The 16,726-nt window shown below is 68.6% G+C and carries 15 protein-coding genes; 7 read left to right on the top strand and 8 right to left on the bottom strand.

The annotated features are described in order from the left end of the window. Nucleotides 1-106 precede the first annotated feature (106 nt). The 4 genes from hda to murJ form a co-directional block, all read right to left on the bottom strand. Nucleotides 107-775, bottom strand: coding sequence for a DnaA regulatory inactivator Hda (gene hda / locus AC1KAT_RS03555; protein ID WP_480322841.1), 669 nt, complete (start codon nt 773-775; stop codon nt 107-109). A gap of 8 nt (nt 776-783) precedes the next feature. Then, complete coding sequence (locus AC1KAT_RS03560; RefSeq protein ID WP_480322843.1) at nt 784-1,845, bottom strand: AI-2E family transporter; 1,062 nt, start codon at nt 1,843-1,845, stop codon at nt 784-786. A gap of 96 nt (nt 1,846-1,941) precedes the next feature. Beyond that, nucleotides 1,942-2,811 (bottom strand): SirB1 family protein, encoded by an 870-nt coding sequence (locus AC1KAT_RS03565; RefSeq protein WP_480322845.1) that lies wholly within the window; start codon nt 2,809-2,811, stop codon nt 1,942-1,944. 10 nt (nt 2,812-2,821) lie between these two features. Next, complete coding sequence (gene murJ, locus AC1KAT_RS03570; RefSeq protein WP_480322847.1) at nt 2,822-4,372, bottom strand: murein biosynthesis integral membrane protein MurJ; 1,551 nt, start codon at nt 4,370-4,372, stop codon at nt 2,822-2,824. A 181-nt stretch (nt 4,373-4,553) separates the two neighbouring features. Between murJ and rpsT the strand changes: the two genes are divergently transcribed. Beyond that, nucleotides 4,554-4,853 carry a 30S ribosomal protein S20 gene (gene rpsT / locus AC1KAT_RS03575; RefSeq protein ID WP_480322849.1) on the top strand — a complete coding sequence of 100 codons (300 nt, stop codon included), beginning with the start codon at nt 4,554-4,556 and terminating at the stop codon, nt 4,851-4,853. A 71-nt stretch (nt 4,854-4,924) separates the two neighbouring features. On the opposite strand, the gene AC1KAT_RS03580 is transcribed toward rpsT, so the two are convergent. Further along, on the bottom strand, nt 4,925-5,269 hold the full coding sequence (locus AC1KAT_RS03580; RefSeq protein WP_480322851.1) for a DUF3579 domain-containing protein: 345 nt from the start codon (nt 5,267-5,269) through the stop codon (nt 4,925-4,927). Nucleotides 5,270-5,420: 151 nt separating this feature from the next. On the opposite strand from AC1KAT_RS03580, the gene AC1KAT_RS03585 reads away from it, so the two are divergent. From AC1KAT_RS03585 to AC1KAT_RS03600, 4 genes are all read left to right on the top strand, one after another. Next, nucleotides 5,421-6,635, top strand: coding sequence for an acetylornithine/succinylornithine family transaminase (locus AC1KAT_RS03585; RefSeq protein WP_480322853.1), 1,215 nt, complete (start codon nt 5,421-5,423; stop codon nt 6,633-6,635). After that, nucleotides 6,632-7,564 (top strand): ornithine carbamoyltransferase, encoded by a 933-nt coding sequence (gene argF / locus AC1KAT_RS03590; protein ID WP_480322855.1) that lies wholly within the window; start codon nt 6,632-6,634, stop codon nt 7,562-7,564. The genes AC1KAT_RS03585 and argF overlap by 4 nt, the downstream gene beginning before the upstream one ends. Nucleotides 7,565-7,671: 107 nt before the next feature. Further along, nucleotides 7,672-9,525, top strand: coding sequence for a hypothetical protein (locus AC1KAT_RS03595; RefSeq protein WP_480322857.1), 1,854 nt, complete (start codon nt 7,672-7,674; stop codon nt 9,523-9,525). Nucleotides 9,526-9,600: 75 nt separating this feature from the next. Next, on the top strand, nt 9,601-10,452 hold the full coding sequence (locus tag AC1KAT_RS03600; protein ID WP_480322859.1) for a dioxygenase family protein: 852 nt from the start codon (nt 9,601-9,603) through the stop codon (nt 10,450-10,452). A 15-nt stretch (nt 10,453-10,467) separates the two neighbouring features. On the opposite strand, the gene AC1KAT_RS03605 is transcribed toward AC1KAT_RS03600, so the two are convergent. The 3 genes from AC1KAT_RS03605 to AC1KAT_RS03615 all read right to left on the bottom strand — a co-directional run bounded on the left by AC1KAT_RS03605 (nt 10,468) and on the right by AC1KAT_RS03615 (nt 13,929). Next, complete coding sequence (locus tag AC1KAT_RS03605) at nt 10,468-11,745, bottom strand: hypothetical protein (RefSeq protein WP_480322861.1); 1,278 nt, start codon at nt 11,743-11,745, stop codon at nt 10,468-10,470. Further along, nucleotides 11,742-12,503, bottom strand: a complete 762-nt coding sequence (locus tag AC1KAT_RS03610) for a LytR/AlgR family response regulator transcription factor (RefSeq protein WP_480322863.1) — start codon at nt 12,501-12,503, stop codon at nt 11,742-11,744. The genes AC1KAT_RS03605 and AC1KAT_RS03610 overlap by 4 nt, the downstream gene beginning before the upstream one ends. A gap of 283 nt (nt 12,504-12,786) precedes the next feature. After that, a complete protein-coding gene (locus AC1KAT_RS03615) occupies nt 12,787-13,929 on the bottom strand; it encodes a sensor histidine kinase (RefSeq protein ID WP_480322865.1) in 1,143 nt (380 codons plus the stop codon). 181 nt (nt 13,930-14,110) lie between these two features. Here AC1KAT_RS03615 and argH point away from each other — a divergent pair, with 181 nt between their 5' ends. Next, nucleotides 14,111-15,508 (top strand): argininosuccinate lyase, encoded by a 1,398-nt coding sequence (gene argH / locus AC1KAT_RS03620; protein WP_480322867.1) that lies wholly within the window; start codon nt 14,111-14,113, stop codon nt 15,506-15,508. A 241-nt stretch (nt 15,509-15,749) separates the two neighbouring features. Further along, a complete protein-coding gene (locus AC1KAT_RS03625; protein ID WP_480322869.1) occupies nt 15,750-16,589 on the top strand; it encodes a poly(ethylene terephthalate) hydrolase family protein in 840 nt (279 codons plus the stop codon). Nucleotides 16,590-16,726: the final 137 nt, after the last annotated feature.

Below are 16,726 nucleotides of genomic sequence, written 5' to 3' on the forward strand. Positions count from 1 at the left end.
GCCAGCATCTGCTTGAAGGGGGACAGCCCCTCGCCCGGCGGGTACGCCGGACGATCCCCCGAGGGGATGCGGGCCGGCTTGGGAGCGGCCCGGCGCTCGGCCCGGTTCATGCGCCCTCCTCCGCCAGCATCTGCTTCAGCAGCGGCACGGTGATCGCGCGCTTGTGCGCGAGGGCGAATTCGTCGAGTCGGTCGAGCAAGGCCATCAGGTGCTTCAAATCGCGCGAGAAGCGCGTCAAGAGGTAGTCCATCACGTCATCGGACAGGAACAGGCCGCGCCGGTCGGCCTCGCGGCGCAGGGCGGCGCGCGACTCGGCCTCGGACAGCGGTTCGATCGCGAACACATGGCCCCAACCGAGGCGCGTGCGCAGGTCGTCGCGCAGCGGCAGATCGACCGGCGGCATGTGACCGGCCGCGGCCACCGGGATGCCGTGCGTCGTCGCCTCGACAAAGAGTGCGAAGGCGGCGTGCTGCTGGGCCTCGTCGAAACGCTCGCAGTCGTCGAACACGATCAGCGAGACGTTCTCGTCGAACACCCATGGCACCGGCTCGGCCGGGCCGAACCAGGCGACGCGCCCCCCCTGGCGCTGCGTCTGCGTCGCCAGGGCTTGCAGAAGATGCGTCTTGCCGGCACCCGACGGGCCCCACAAGAACACCGGCGCCGCATGCGGCGCGATGCCCCGCAAGTGCACCACGGCCTGGGCGTTCGCGCCGGGCAGGAAGTCGTCGAAGCTGTGGACGGGCTCGCTGCCGATGGCCAGGGGAATCTGCCGCATCGGCATCGTCAGCCTTGGTACAGCTTGCTGCCCAGGTAGGCCTGGTGCAGGCGCTGGCTGGCCACCGACAGCACGGCACACACCGGCAGGGCGATCAGCACACCCACGAAGCCGAACAGGTGCCCGAAGGCCAGCAACGCGAAGATCACCATCAACGGGCTCATGCCGATGCGCTCGCCCACCAGACGAGGGGTGAGGAAGAAGCTTTCGAGCACCTGCCCGAGGCCGAACACGACGGCCACGCCGACCAGCCCGTACAGGCTGCCGAACTGCAGCACCGCCGCCAGCAGCGCGAGTGCCAGGCCGATGCCGAAGCCGAGGTAGGGCACGAAGGTCGCCAGGCCGGTGAACACACCGACCGGCACCGCCAGCTCGAAACGGAACAGGGCGAGGCCCACGCTGTAGAAGACCGCCAGGATGCCCATCACCAGCAGTTGGCCGCGCAGGTACTGCCCCAGCATGGTGTCGGCCTCGGCAAGAAAGCGGTCCAGCCCGGGCCTTGCACGCAGCGGCACCAGGGCGTGCAGGCGGCTCATGATGTTCGGCCAGTCCATCAGCAGGTAGAAAAGCACTGCCGGGACGAGGATCGCGTTGCCCACGATGGCCAGCAGGAAGCTGCCGCCGATGCGCGCCGAGCTGAGCGCCGTGCTCAACCACTCTTCAAGGTTGGCGTCGAGGTACTTGACGACGAAGGCCTTGATGCTGGCGCTGTCGAGTGCAACCGGGATGCCCAGCTGCGCAAGCCAGGGCGACAAGGACCGGTTCAAGCGGTCGGCCAGCAGCGGAATCTGCTCGCGCAGCAGCGGCAGTTCCTTCGCGATGATCGGCACGAGCAGGAGCAGCACCGCCAGGATGGTCACCCCCGCGAACGCCTCGACCAGCAAAACGGCCAGCGGGCGGGGCACCCGGCGCCTGGCAAGCCCCTCGACTGCCGGGCGCAGCACGTAGGCCAGCACCCAGGCCACGAGGAAGGGCATCAGCACCGGCGCGAGCAACCACACCAAAAAGACGGCCAGAACGGCAATCAGCAACCAGGAGGCGGTTTTGCGTTGGGCCGGCGTGAGGTTCATCAGCGACAAGGGTGGCGCCCAGCGGCATGCAGGGCGGCGCGGATTCTAAAGGCGCCCTTCCCGCCCCCAGCCCGGTGCGGGCACGCTTGCCCAGGTTCAGTGAAAGCGGGCCGAACCCGGGCGGCTGAGGTGGATCATCTGTGCGGCGATGGCGGCCCGCTCGTTGGCGTCCGCCGCGTGGGGCAGGTAGGCCTTGAGGTCGTCGATCGCCTCGGGGTAGTGGCCCATCTCGGCGTGCGCCAGGCCACGGTCGCGGCGCTCTTCCCAGGCGGCGGGCAGCAGCACGACCAGGCGGTCCAGCACACCCAGCAACCGAGGCCAGTCCTGGGCGCTGCGGTGAATCTCTTTCAAGTTGCGCAGCATGCGCGCCAGCACCTCGCGCGCCGGCGCGGTCTGCAAGAACAGGCCCAGGGGCGCGTCGAACTCGCCGGTCAGGCCGTGGTCGCGGCGGTGCGGGGCCAGCAGCTCATCGAGTTCTTCACGCGACAGCGACTGGCCCGAGAACGGGTCGATCACCACCTCGCCCTCGGGCATGCGCAGCTTGATCAGGAAGTGCCCGGGAAAGGACACGCCGCGCGCCGTCAGCCCGACCTGCGTGGCCAGCTCGATGTAGAGCACCGCCAGCGAAATCGGAATGCCGCGCCGCGTGCGCAGCACCGTGTTGAGGTGACTGTTGCCGGGGTCGTAGTAGTTGTTGACGTTGCCGGCAAAGCCCAACTCGCCGAAGAAAAAGCGATTGAGCCAGCGCAAGCGCTGCACGGGGACGGCATCGGCCGGGATGCGGCGCTTCAGCCGGTCGGCCAGCGCGTCGATCTCGTCGAGCACGGCCTGGGTGTCGAGGTGGGGGTGTTCGGCCTGGGCAATCGCGACCGCCGCTTCGATCAACGACAAGCTTTCGTCGTCGGCGACCAGGGTCGCAAAATATTCGAGCGGAGTCGGCGCTTCGAAATGCAGCGGGTCAGGCATGCGAGGCAGTTTAGCCCCGGCGCAGAAATTGGCGAAGGCTCAAACCCAAGACCAGGAGAGTGCCGAAATACAGCCCCACACCGCCCGCGATGCCCGCCGTCAGCCAGCCGATGCGCCGCCATTCGCCGATGTTCGTCCACGGCACGTGCTGGGTGACCCACACCAGCCAGGCCGCCATCACGGCGCAGGCCACGACCACCCGCAGCGCGAAAGGTCCCCACCCCGGCGCCGGCACGTAGGCCCCGACGCGGCGCAGGCCGATGAAGAGCCAGGTCGCGTTGATCAGGGCGCCCAGGCCGATCGACAGCGCCAGCCCCGCGTGCCGCAGGTGGGGCACCAGCACCAGGTTCATCAGTTGCGTGAGGATCAGCACGACAACGGCGATCTTCACGGGCGTGCGAATGTCTTGCCGCGCATAGAAGCCCGGCGCGAGGATCTTCACGCCGATCAGCCCCATCAGCCCGACGCCATAGCCCTGCAGCGCGGCCACGGTCTGCGGCACGTCGCCTGCGGTGAACGCGCCCCGCTGGTAGAGCGCGGCCACCAGCGGCTCGGTGAACAAGAGCAGCGCCACGGCACACGGCAGCGCCAGCAGCATCACGAGGCGCAGGCCCCAGTCGAGCAGGCCTGAGTAGGCCGCCGCGTCGCCCCGCCCCTGCGCCGCCGACAGCTGCGGGATCAGCACCACGCCGAGCGCGACGCCCAGCAGCGCGGTCGGGAATTCCATCAGCCGGTCGGCATAAGTCAGCCAGGACACCGCGCCCACGCCGATCTGCGAAGCGATCTGCGTATTGATCATCAGCGAGAGCTGCGCGACCGACACGCCGACCAGCGCCGGCAGCATCTGCCGCAGCACCAGGTGCACGCCCGGGTGGTGCCACGCCGCCTTGAGGGCGCGCGGCGACAGCCCGATGCGCGGCATCTGCCCGATGCGCAGCAGCGCCGGCACCTGCACGCCGAGTTGCAGCACACCGCCGAGCAACACGCCGGCCGCCAGCGCGTAGATGGGCTCGATGCCGTGGCGCTCGAACACCGGAGCCAGGCCCCAGGCCGCGCCGATCATGGCGAGGTTGAGCAGCACGGGGGACGCGGCCGGCACGGCAAAGCGCTTCCAGGTGTTCAAGATGCCGGCCGACAGCGCGACCAGCGAGATGAAGGCGATGTACGGGAACATCCAGCGCGTCATCACGACGGCGGCGTCGAAGCGTTCGAGCCCGGCGGCCATCAGCCACACGACGATGGGCGAGGCCGCCACGCCGACCACCACGGTGAGCAGCAAGGCCCAGAACAGCACGGTCGCCACCGCGTCGATCAGGCGGCTGGTGACCTCGTCACCCTCTTTCGCCCGCGTGGACGCCAGGATCGGCACGAAGGCCTGCGAAAACGCGCCCTCGCCGAACAGCCGGCGCAGCATATTGGGGATGCGGAAGGCTGCCTGGAAGGCGTCGGTCCACGCGCCCGCGCCGAACATGGCGGCGATGAGCAGGTCGCGCACCAGCCCGGTGATGCGCGAGGCCAGGGTCAGCAGGGAAACGGTGGAGGCAGCCCGCAGCAGGTTCATCGGTGGGAGACGCAGGCGGTGCCGGGGGGCGAAGTGGGTCGAAAGGCGCGGCCCCGCTGGCAGCGGGCCGTCGAAGGCGGCGGATTATAGGGAGCGCCAGAACTCGTTCGACCCGCGATTTGCCCGCCGCAAGCGCCCACTGCTATACTCGCCGGCTTTTCCACCTGGACACACCACCCCCATGGCCACTGCTTCCAAAGCCAAAAAGACGGTCCGTATCGCTTCGGGCCGCAAGCGCGTCCGTCAGGACGTCAAGCTGAACGCCGCCAACACGGCCCTGCGTTCGAAGTTCCGCACCGTGATCAAGAACGTCCAGAAGGCTGTTGCCGCTGGCGACAAGACCAAGGCGACCGAACTCTTCAAGTCGGCGCAAAGCGTCATCGATTCCGTGGCCGATAAGGGCCTGTTCCACAAGAACAAGGCTGCTCGCCACAAGAGCCGCCTGTCGGCCAAGGTCAAGGCCCTGGCCGCTGCGGCCTGACGATCAACCCCCAGGTGGAAACAAAAGCCCGCGCAAGCGGGCTTTTTGCTTTCTGGACCCGCCGCAACGACTCAGGCCCCGGACGACGGCCCCGCCGGCTTCGCATCCGGCAGCAGGCAGGCCTCGGCGACTTGCAGATCGTTGTCGCGCGCGAAGTTCATGACGAAGTCCCAGGCCATCACCTCAAGGCCACGCAGCTCTTCGTTGACGATCACGCACTTGGTGCCGTTGATCACCGAGGGCACGCAGTAGGGCGAATAACCGATGTGCGCCGCGCGCCCCATGGCCGCACCGCCGGGGCGAAAGCTCGACATCGCTCCCGCCAGCCGCTCGGCCCAGTCGCTCGGGCGAAAGGTCTTGCCGTCCTTGGTGACACCGAGGATGAAAACTTCGCGGGGACGTTTGGGCAGAGACATGCTGAGAGACGGCAATTCGGCGCGGACGGCGCGCATTGTCGCCGTGCAGGAAACGTACCTGTGCGCCCGGGGGTGACCCTAGAATGATTGGCCCACCCCGGCCGGCCCGTCGCCGGCCGGTTTCCTTTCTGAAGCCCCACTCGGAGTGCTCATGAACGCGCCTGACAAGTCTCTCGCCAACCCCGAACCCCATGTGATGCAAACGTACGGCCGCCTGCCGTTCGCGCTGTCGCATGGCCGAGGTGTGTGGGTGTGGGACACGGCGGGCAAGCAATACCTCGACGGCCTCGCGGGCATCGCGGTCAACACGCTGGGGCACGCGCACCCGAAGCTCGTGCCGGCGCTGACTGACCAGATCGGCAAGCTGATCCACAGCTGCAATTACTACCAGGTGCCGCTGCAAGAACAGTTGGCCGCGAAGCTGACGCAGTTGTCCGGCCTGACCAACGTGTTCTTCTGCAGCACGGGCCTGGAAGCCAACGAGGCCGCGCTGAAGATCGCGCGCAAGTACGGCCACGACAAGGGCATCGACCGGCCCGAGGTGATCGTCTACGAAAAGGCTTTCCACGGCCGCTCGATCGCCACGTTGTCGGCCACCGGCAACCCGAAGGTGCAGGCCGGCTTCGGCCCGCTGGTCGAAGGCTTCGTGCGTGTGCCGCTGAACGACGTGGCCGCCATCGAGCAGATCGGCAAGACCAACCCGAACGTGACGGCGGTGTTCCTCGAAGTCATTCAGGGCGAAGGCGGCATCAACCCGGCGACCGTCGAATACCTGCAGGCCGTGCGCCGCATCTGCGACCAGCACGGCTGGCTGCTGATGCTCGACGAGGTGCAATGCGGCATGGGCCGCACCGGCAAGTGGTTCGCGCACCAGTGGGCCGGCATCCAGCCCGACGTGATGCCACTCGCCAAGGGCCTGGGCTCGGGTGTGCCGGTCGGTGCGGTGGTGTGTGGACCGAAGGCCGCAAACGTGTTCGGCCCCGGCAACCACGGCACCACCTTCGGCGGCAACCCGCTGGCCATGCGCGCGGGGGTCGAGACCATCCGCATCATGGAGGAAGACGGCCTGCTGCAAAACGCCGCAACTGTCGGTGAACGCCTCAAGAGCAGCCTCGCACGCGAGCTGGGCCACCTGCCCGGCGTGAAAGACATCCGCGGCCAGGGCCTGATGCTGGGCATCGAACTCGAACGCCCTTGCGGCGAGCTGCTCGGCCAGGCCGCCGACGCCGGCCTCTTGATGAGCGTGACGGCCGACCGCGTGATTCGCCTGGTGCCGCCGCTGATCCTGAGCGCCGACGAGGCCGACCAGATCATCGCCATCCTCGTCCCGCTGGTGAAGAAGTTCCTCGCCAACACCGCGTCATGAAGCCCGGCATGAGCCTCATCAAGCACTACCTCCAGTTCAAGGACCTGCGCGCCGAGGAGTACGCCTACCTCTTCGAGCGCGCCGCCGTCATCAAGAAGCGCTTCAAGAACTACGAGAAGTACACGCCGCTGACCGACCGCACGCTGGCGATGATCTTCGAGAAGGCCAGCACGCGAACGCGCGTGAGCTTCGAGGCCGGCATGTACCAGATGGGCGGCTCGGTGGTGAACCTCACCACCGGCGACAGCCAGCTGGGCCGTGCCGAGCCCATCGACGACAGCGCGCGGGTGATCAGCCGCATGGTCGATCTGGTGATGATCCGCACCTTCGAGCAGACCAAGATCGAGGCCTTCGCCGCCAACTCGCGCGTGCCGGTCATCAACGGGCTGACCAACGAGTACCACCCGTGCCAGATCCTGGCCGACATCTTCACCTTCATCGAGCACCGCGGCTCGATCAAGGACAAGGTGGTCGCGTGGGTGGGCGACGGCAACAACATGGCCAACACCTGGCTGCAGGCGGCCGACATCCTCGGCTTCACGCTGCATGTCAGCACGCCCAGCGGCTACGAGATCGACCCGACCGTGGCGGGCGTGACCAACACCTCGTGCGTGAAGACCTTCAAGAACCCGCTCGACGCCTGCCGAGGCGCCCACCTCGTCACCACCGACGTGTGGACCAGCATGGGCTACGAGGCCGAGAACGAGGCCCGCATGAAGGCCTTCGCCGACTGGTGCGTGGACCGCGAGATGATGGCCGCCGCCCAGCCTGATGCGCTGTTCATGCACTGCCTGCCGGCGCACCGTGGCGAAGAGGTCGAGGCCGAGGTGATCGACGGCCCGCAGTCCGTCGTCTGGGACGAAGCTGAAAACCGGATGCACGTTCAGAAGGCACTCATGGAGTTCCTTCTGATCGGTCGGGTAGGCTGAGACAAACCCGCAGCACTGCGCCGTTCGGCCCACGCCCAGCGCCGGACAAGCGCAGCGCTGTCACGCACCCGCTCTAGGGTAGGCCCCCGTGTGATACGGGAGGGCCGATGGAGCACGTCGAAAAACCTGAGGCGATGGGCCGCACTCGGCTGTCGCCTCTGCAGCGCCGCATCGGTGCGTTCGTGGTTTTGCTTTTGCTGGCGTGCACCGGGTCGGCATGGGCGCAATCGCTGCCGAACGGCGGCCACGTGACGGGCAGCATCACCACGGCAGGTGGGCAGGACAGCTTCACGCTCACCGCCAACACCGGCGAAAACATCAACCTGCGCGTGGCCGACACCGCTGGCGGTTCGCTCTACCCACGCGTGACGCTGTACCGCCCCGATGGCAGCTACGTGACCTTCGGTCAAGGCCCGCTGGTGGGCTCGCTTTCGTTCACGGCGAACCTGTCGGGCACTTACACCGCGGTGGTTTCCGATGCACAAGAGACGGGCACCGGGCCCTACCGCCTGTACTACGCCAAGGCCCACGGGGCCAACGAACACGGCCTGCTGCCCAATGGTGGCTCGGTCGCCGAAACCCTCGACCTCGGTGACATGGACTCGTACACGCTCACGGCCTCGGCGGGCGAGAACATCAACCTGCGCGTGGCCGACACCGCTGGCGGTTCGCTCTACCCCCGCGTGACGCTGTACCGCCCCGATGGCAGCTACGTGACCTTCGGGCAAGGCCCGCTGGTGGGCTCGCTTTCGTTCACGGCGAACGTGTCGGGCACTTACACCGTGGTGATTTCCGATGCACAAGAGACGGGCACCGGCCCCTACCGCCTGTACTACGCCAAGGCCGCGGGTGCCAACGAACACGGCCTGCTGCCCAACGGTGGCTCGGTCGCCGAAGCCCTCGACCTCGGTGACATGGACTCGTACACGCTCACGGCCTCGGCGGGCGAGAACATCAACCTGCGCGTGGCCGACACCGCTGGCGGCTCGCTCTACCCCCGCGTGACGCTGTACCGCCCCGATGGCAGCTACGTGACCTTCGGGCAAGGGCCTCTGGTGGGCTCGCTTTCGTTCACGGCGAACCTGTCGGGCACCTACACCGTGGTGGTTTCCGATGCACAAGAGACGGGCACCGGCCCCTACCGCCTGTACTACGCCAAGGCCGCGGGTGCCAACGAGCACGGCCTGCTGCCCAACGGTGGCTCGGTCGCCGAAACCCTCGACCTGGGTGACATGGACTCGTACACGCTCACGGCCTCGGCGGGCGAAAGCATCAACCTGCGCGTGGCCGACACCGCTGGCGGTTCGCTCTACCCCCGCGTGACGCTGTACCGCCCCGATGGCAGCTACGTGACCTTCGGTCAAGGCCCGCTGGTGGGCTCGCTTTCGTTCACGGCGAACCTGTCAGGCACCTACACCGTGGTGATTTCCGATGCACAAGAGACAGGCACCGGCCCCTACCGCCTGTACTACGCCAAGGCCGCGGGTGCCAACGAGTTGGGGCGCCTCTGCCCCTCGCTGCCGCGCATGCAGGCGCTGGACCTGGGCGACCTGGACTCGTACACCTTCGCGGCTGCGTCCGGCGAAAGCGTCTTGTTGGCCGTGACCGAAACCGCGGCCACGTCGCTGTATCCACGCTTGACCGTGTACCAACCCAACGGCAGCTACCTCACCTTCGGTCAGGGGCCGGTGAGCGGGGCGGTGTCTTTCACGGCGACCGTCTCGGGCACCTTCATGGTTGTCGTTTCCGACGGCCAGGAAACCGGGGTCGGCGCCTACAGCCTCGCGCTCACCGGCCCCAGCGGTGACGGCTGCATCAGCGGCGACGGAGCCACGGGCGATGACAACGAGGGCGCGGCCGAAGGCGAGGTGCCGCTGCCGCTGTGGGCATGGGTGCTGCTGGCCAGCCTGCTCGGCACGGGCCTGCATCGACGCAGCACAACCGCGCATCGCCCGCACTGAGCCCGTTCACCCCCGTTGCACACACCCGTCAACGCGGCTCATGCCACACGGTGGGTTGCGGGGTTTCAATGGGGCATGAACACCCTGCCCGCCCTCTTCCTCTCTCACGGCTCGCCGATGCTGGCGCTGGAGCCCGGCGCCACCGGCGCGTTTCTCGAAGCGCTGGGCCCGGCGATCGAGGCGCGCTTCGGGCGACCGAGGGCCATCCTCGCGATTTCGGCGCACAGCACGGCCGAGGTGCCCCTGCTGCTGGCCGCCGAACAGCAGCATGCGGTGCACGACTTCGGTGGCTTTCCCGACGCCCTCTTTCGCTTGCGCTACGACCCACCCGGCGCGCCGGCCCTGGCCGAACGCGTGATGCCCCTGCTGGCCGGCACGGGTGCCCGGCGCCTCGCGCAGGCGGGGCTCGACCATGGCATCTGGTCGATGCTGCGCTTCATGTGGCCGCGGGCCGACATCCCCGTGCTGCCGCTCGCCTGGGCGCCCCACCAGCCCACCGCCGCGCAGTTCGCGCTGGGCGAACGGCTCGCACCGCTGGCCGATGAAGGCGTGCTGGTGATGGGCACCGGCAGCATCACGCACAACCTGCGACGCGTGTTCGCGCGGGGGCAGGCCGAGGTGGATGCCCCCGAGATCGCCGAGAGCCGGGCCTTCCGCCAGTGGTGGCTCGACCGCGGCCAGGCCCGCGACTGGGACGCGCTGATGGCCTACCGCGCGCAGGCGCCGCACGCGATCGACATGCACCCGACCGACGAGCACCTGCTGCCCTGGTTCGTGGCCGCCGGTGCGGGTGGGCGCGACGCGGCGCCCGTGCGCCTGCACAGCGCCGTGACCTACGGTTGCCTGGGCATGGATGCGTACGCCTTCGGGCCGTCGGCGGGCGACTTGGCTCGGCACGTCAGCGGCCCGCAAGCCGCCGCCGCATAGCCTCACACAGCCGGATCAACGCGCTGCGGCAGCCCCGATCTCTTTCGGGGCGCTTTCGGCGCGGTGCCGCTCGGCCAGCGCGGCTTCACCCAGCGGCGAGGCCACGAGCAGTTCGTCCAAGGCGGCCATCTCGCCGACGGCGGCTTGGCGACGCACGAAGCGGTCGAGCGATTGGGCGCCGGCACAACTCAGGCGCTCGAGCTCGGGCACCTCGGTCTTGAGCAACTGCTGCATCGCGTCGAAGCGCTGCTCGCTCGCCGCCACCCGCTCAGCGGGCCAGCCGACGCGGCGCCCCAGTTCGAGGCCGAATTGGCGCATCACGAGGCGGTCAGAGCGTTCGTGAAAGACCTGCGCGATCTGCTCACAGACCTGTCGGCGGTTCGCATCGGCCACCGCCGTCACCGAACAGTGAAGGTCGAGCGCGCTGATGGGGGGCGGGCGGCGGGCCGACTCCAGGCCGGCCAGCGTGGCCGCCCAGGCGGAGTGCGAACTGTGTCGCACGTCGCGCGGCGCGTGAGCGACCAGCGCGCGGCTGAGGGCCCCGGCATAAGCGTCCGCACGCCGCGAGGCGGCCACGCGGTAGAGCGCATCGCGCACCGCTTCGGGGTCGTCGCGCAACTGGGCGTGCGCCGACACGGCGACCCAGGGCATCGCGTTGCCCGGGTCCACACGGGCCCATTGCTCGGCGGTGATGAGCTGGCAGCTGCCGCGTTCGGTCGCCTGCGGCCCCATCGCGTCGCAGGCTTCCATCGCCAGCGCATAAACAATGGGGTCGTTGGCCGGGGCGGCCAGCCGCGCCAGTTCTTCGCGGGCCATGCCGGCCGCCATGCGTTCTTTGACGAGGCAGTTGTCGTCGCTCGCGCAACCAGGTGTGCGGCCCGCGCGCAAACGGCGTTCGGCCTCGGCCTGCACCCATGCGGCGTAGTGGCCAAAGGCCCGGAAGCGCGGCAGGCTACCCGCGGCCAGCAGGTGCCGGGCCGCTTGCAGGGCTTCGTCCATCGGACGGTGCAGGGCCTCGCGCAGGCGCTTCCCGCCCTCGGGGCCGTCGAAACCTTTGGCGCACCAGGCCTCGTGCGGCCCCACCGGCTGCGACGCGGGGGCCGAGGCCGCCTGGACGGTCACTGGCGCCAACGCCGCGCTGCGGGGTGCGGGCGCGGCCGTGTCCACACGCGCCCACTCACCGCGCACCTGCGAGAAGAAGAAGGCCACCAAGGCGGCCAGCACCGCCACGCCAGCGGCCAGCGGCCAGCGCATGCTGCGTGCATCGTCGGGGCGCAGGTCGGGATCGGTCATAGGCTGCCTTCGGCGATGGCTTCTTTCACCGCCGCGACCTGCCGGCGCGACACCACCAGCCATTCATCGACCGGTGCCACACGCACCACCCAGCCCTCGGAAGCTTCGTCGTCGCCATCGCCCGCGGGCAGCACTCGGCGCTCGAGCGAACGCAGGGCGTGCCGCGCGACCAGCGCATTGCGGTGGATGCGCAGGAAGCGGTCGCCCAGGCGCTGCGCCAGGTCGGTGAGTGCATCGTCGAGGACGTAGGTGTGCGCAGCGGTGCGCAGCGTCACGTACTTCAACTCAGCCTTGAGATACAGCACCTCGGACACCGGCACACGCACCTTGCGACCGAGGTCGCTGACGACGATCACCGGCTCGTCGCCGCTCGCGGGGCCTGGGCGAGGCAAGCGTTCGGCCACGCGCTGCAGCGCGGCCTGCAGGCGCTCACGTCGCACGGGCTTGGTGAGGTAGTCCACCGCGTCGAGTTCGAAGGCGGTGAGCGCGTGTTCGGCATGCGCCGTGACGAAGACGATGGCCGGGCGGCGCGGCCGCTGGCGCAGTTGCGCGGCCAGCTGGGTGCCATCCGCCCCCGGCATGTGGATGTCGAGCAGCAGCAGGTCGCATTCGTGGCCGGCCAGCCAGTCGAGCGCCTGCTGCGCGTTGGCCGCCTCGCCCACCACCTGCGCGTGAGGAGCCGGACACTCGGCCACGAGTTGCTGCAGGCGCATGCGGGCCAGCGCTTCGTCATCGACGATGAGCACGCGAAGGGTCATGACAGCCCCTCGCCCGACGGGTACATCGGTCGATCCCCCGAGGGGATGCGGGCCGGCTTGGGGGCGGCCCGGCGCTCGGCCCGCTGTGATGACAGCCCCTCGCCCGATGCGTGCATCGGTCGATCCCCCGAGGGGATGCGGGCCGGCTTGGGAGCGGCCCGGCGCTCGGCCCGTGGTGATGACAGCCCCTCGCCCGATGCGTGCATCGGTCGATCCCCCGCGGGGATGCGGGCCGGCTTGGGGGCGGCCCGGCGCTCGGCCCGCAACGAGGTCAGCGAAACACTCATGACAGCGGCACCACGATCTGCACCCGGAACACGTCGCGTTCCTGGCGGACTTCGAACTGCGCGGCGACGTCGTGCATGAGCTTCAAGCGCTCGCGCACGTTGCGCAGCGCGATGCCGTTGCCCGGGCGCGAGGGCGTCTTGGGCACGGAGTTGGCAATGCTGATGACCGCATGCGCGCGCTTGACGCGGGTGCGGATGCGGATCACGCCGCCCTCGGGCGAGGGCTCGACGCCATGGCGCACGGCGTTTTCGACCAGCGGCTGCAGCAGCAGCGGTGGCACGCGGGCAGTGCCGGCGTCGTCGTCGAGCTCCCAGCTCGTTTGCAGTCGATCGCCGAAGCGGATCTGCTCAATGGCCAGGTAGCGCTGCGCCAGCGCCACCTCGTCGGCCAGGCTCACCGACTCGCCGCTTTCGCTGAGCGCCACGCGAAACAACTCGGCCAGGTCTTCGAGCAGGCCTTCAGTGCGCGCCGGGTCCAGACGCGCCAACGTGATCGCCGTGTTGAGCGTGTTGAACAGGAAATGCGGGCGGATGCGCGACTGCAACTCGGCCAGCCGCGCCGTGGTGTCGGCCGGCAGCCGGGCGCGTGCGCGCAGGCTGAGCCAGTAGAACAGCGCCGCCGACATGGCCGCGCCCGCAGCCACCAACGCAGTGCCCGGCACCTCAACGAGCAGCGACAAGCCACCGAAGGCCTGCAGGGCCCACGCGAAAGCACCACACGCCGCGCCGAGCACGAGGGCGGCAGCCCATTGCGCCAGGGGCACCACCGCAGCCAGCGATCGACGCAGGCTGCACACGACGACCAGCCACAGCAGCACCGCCGGCAAGGCCAGGCTCGACGACACCGCGATGCGCACCAGCCAATCTTGCAGGTTCATCGCGCCGAACATCGCGCCAACCGCCACCGCGCCATGCACGAACAGCACCGCGCGCAACACCACACCGACGTGGCACACATCGAAGGCCGAGCCGGCGGTGGTGTCGCGCCGGGCGGCGTCGTTGCCCAGGCCGAAGCCGGTGGCACCGAACAGGCTGCCGTGGCTGCTGAACTCGCTGGGTCGTGTGGGAGCCGGCCCCAGCGTGGCGGGGCCGCTGGCGGACGATGCAGATGCGCTGTCTTGCGAGCGGGGGTCAGCCATGACGGAGAGGGGGGCCGAATAGAATCTGGCGCTTGTTTGCGCCTCGGCGGTGGGTCGCATTGTCGCCCTGACGACCACACGCACACCCGGCGCTACCAAGCGTTACACCCCCTCGGTTTCCCGAATCCACAGGCCCTCGCGGGGCCGCCTCTCACGGCCCTCGCATCCTTTGACCCACGCCATGTCCGCCAACCAACTCGACAAGAAATCCCAAGCCTGGTCTGCGCTCTTCTCTGAGCCGATGAGCGATTTGGTGAAGCGCTACACCTCCAGCGTGTTCTTCGACAAGCGCATGTGGAAGGCCGACATCGCGGGCTCGCTGGCGCACGCCGACATGCTGGCTGCACAGGGCGTGATCGGCGCGAGCGACCTCGCCGACATCCAGCGCGGCATGGCGCAGATCACGCAAGAGATCGAATCGGGCGCGTTCGAGTGGAAGCTCGATCTGGAGGACGTGCACCTCAACATCGAGGCCCGCCTCACGCAGCTGGTGGGCGACGCCGGCAAGCGCCTGCACACCGGCCGCTCGCGCAACGACCAGGTCGCGACCGACGTGCGCCTGTGGCTGCGCGACGAGATCGACGGCATCGCCGCGCTGCTGGCCGACATGCAGAAGTCGCTGGTCGATGTGGCCGAGAAGAACGTCGAGACCATCCTGCCCGGCTTCACGCACATGCAGGTCGCGCAGCCGGTCAGCTTCGCGCACCACCTGCTGGCGTACGTCGAGATGTTTGCCCGCGACGCCGAGCGCCTGGCCGACGTGCGCAAGCGCGTCAACGTGCTGCCCCTGGGCGCCGCCGCGCTGGCCGGCACCAGCTACCCGCTCGACCGCGAGCGCGTCGCCAAGACCCTGGGCTTCGACGGCGTGTGCCAGAACAGCCTCGACGCCGTGAGCGACCGTGACTTCGCGCTCGAATTCAGCGCCTTCGCGTCGATCAGCATGGTGCACGTCTCGCGCCTGGCCGAAGAGATCGTGCTGTGGATGAGCCAGAACTTCAGCTTCATCGACCTGGCCGACCGGTATTGCACCGGCTCGTCGATCATGCCGCAGAAGCGCAACCCCGACGTGGCCGAGCTGGCACGCGGCAAGAGCGGCCGCGTGGTCGGCCACCTGATGGGCCTCATCACGCTGATGAAGGGCCAGCCCCTGACCTACAACAAGGACAACCAGGAAGACAAGGAGCCCTTGTTCGACACCGTGGATACGCTGCGCGACACACTGCGCATCATGGCCGAGATGGTCGGCGGCATCACCGTCAAGGCCGAGGCAATGGAGCGCGCCGCGCTGCGCGGCTACGCCACCGCCACCGACCTCGCCGACTACCTGGTGAAGAAGGGCCTGCCCTTCCGCGACGCGCACGAGGCCGTCGCCCACGCGGTGAAGACCGCCATCGCCCAGGGCAAGGACCTGAGCGAACTGCCGCTCGAAACGCTGCAAGGCTTCAACGCGTCGATCACGCAGGACGTGTTCGAGGTGCTGACGCTGCGTGGCTCGCTGAACGCGCGCAATGTGCTCGGCGGCACGGCCCCGGCGCAGGTGCGCCGGCAGATCGCGCGGCACCGCGCCCGCCTGGGTTGAGCGGCTACGCGGCTGAGCGGCCGCGAGGTTCCTCGCTCCGCCAGACGTGCGCGATCTTGCTTTCGGATTAGCACAAATTCAAAACAAACGCTAGAACGGTTTTGCAAGGGACATGCGCCGATGCGCTTTGCGCACGCGCGTCCCAACATCTCGTCGCTGACTTCGAAAAACACACCGTCAGCCGGCCCGAGGCCCCGCACAGGGTGCCCAGCCGTCCATTCACACACTGGAGACAGATGACATGAGCAAGCAACTGCTGCTGAAGGCGGCTCTCGCCGTGGCGACCTTCGCCGCCGCCGCCACTGCATCGGCCGTACAGATCGGCCCGAACCCGACCAAGTCGTCGCTGGAAGCCAGCCGCGGCCCGTTCTCGGTGAGCACCACCCGCCTGAGCGCCAACGGCCACGGCGGCGGCACGATCTACTACCCGACCAACGCAGGCGCCAAAGTCGGCGTGATCTCGATCGTGCCGGGCTTCGTGTCGTACCAGAGCAGCATCGAGTGGTGGGGCCCCCGCCTCGCCTCGCACGGCTTCGTGGTCGTCACCATCGACACCATCACCACCGTGGACCAGCCGCCCAGCCGTTCGCAGCAACAGCTGCGCGCGCTCGACCAAGTGGTCGCGCTCGGCAACAGCAGCAGCAGCCCGCTGTACGGCAAGATCGACGGCTCGCGCACCGGCGTGATGGGCTGGTCGATGGGCGGCGGCGGCTCGCTGATCTCGGTCGAGAACCGTCCCTCGATCAAGGCGGCGGCACCGCAAGCCCCGTGGAATGTCACGTCGAGCTTCTCGCGCATCACCACGCCTGTGCTGATCTTCTCGTGCCAGAGCGACATCGTGGCCCCGGTCATCTCGCACTCGAACCCGTTCTACAGCAGCATGACGCGCAACCCGAAGCAACTGCTCGAAAAGACCCTGGGCGATCACTTCTGCGTGAACAGCCCCAACGCCACCATCGGCCTGAAGGGCGTGGCCTGGATGAAGCGCTTCATGGACGGCGACACCCGCTACACGAGCTTCGCCTGCAGCAACCCGAACGCCTTCGGCTTCTCGGACTTCAAGACCGCCCGCTGCAACTGATCGACCGACGCTTCGGCGTCCCCTCTGCGGGCGGCCCAACGCCTGCCCGCAGCTGATCCACCCTTTGTCTTCTGGGCTTTTGGCTCATTCAAGGCTCCCGCGTCCTGCGGGAGCCTTCCTTTTTTCTCCACGGGTGA

It is taken from the genome of Piscinibacter sp. PDB5-1, from assembly GCF_056676035.1.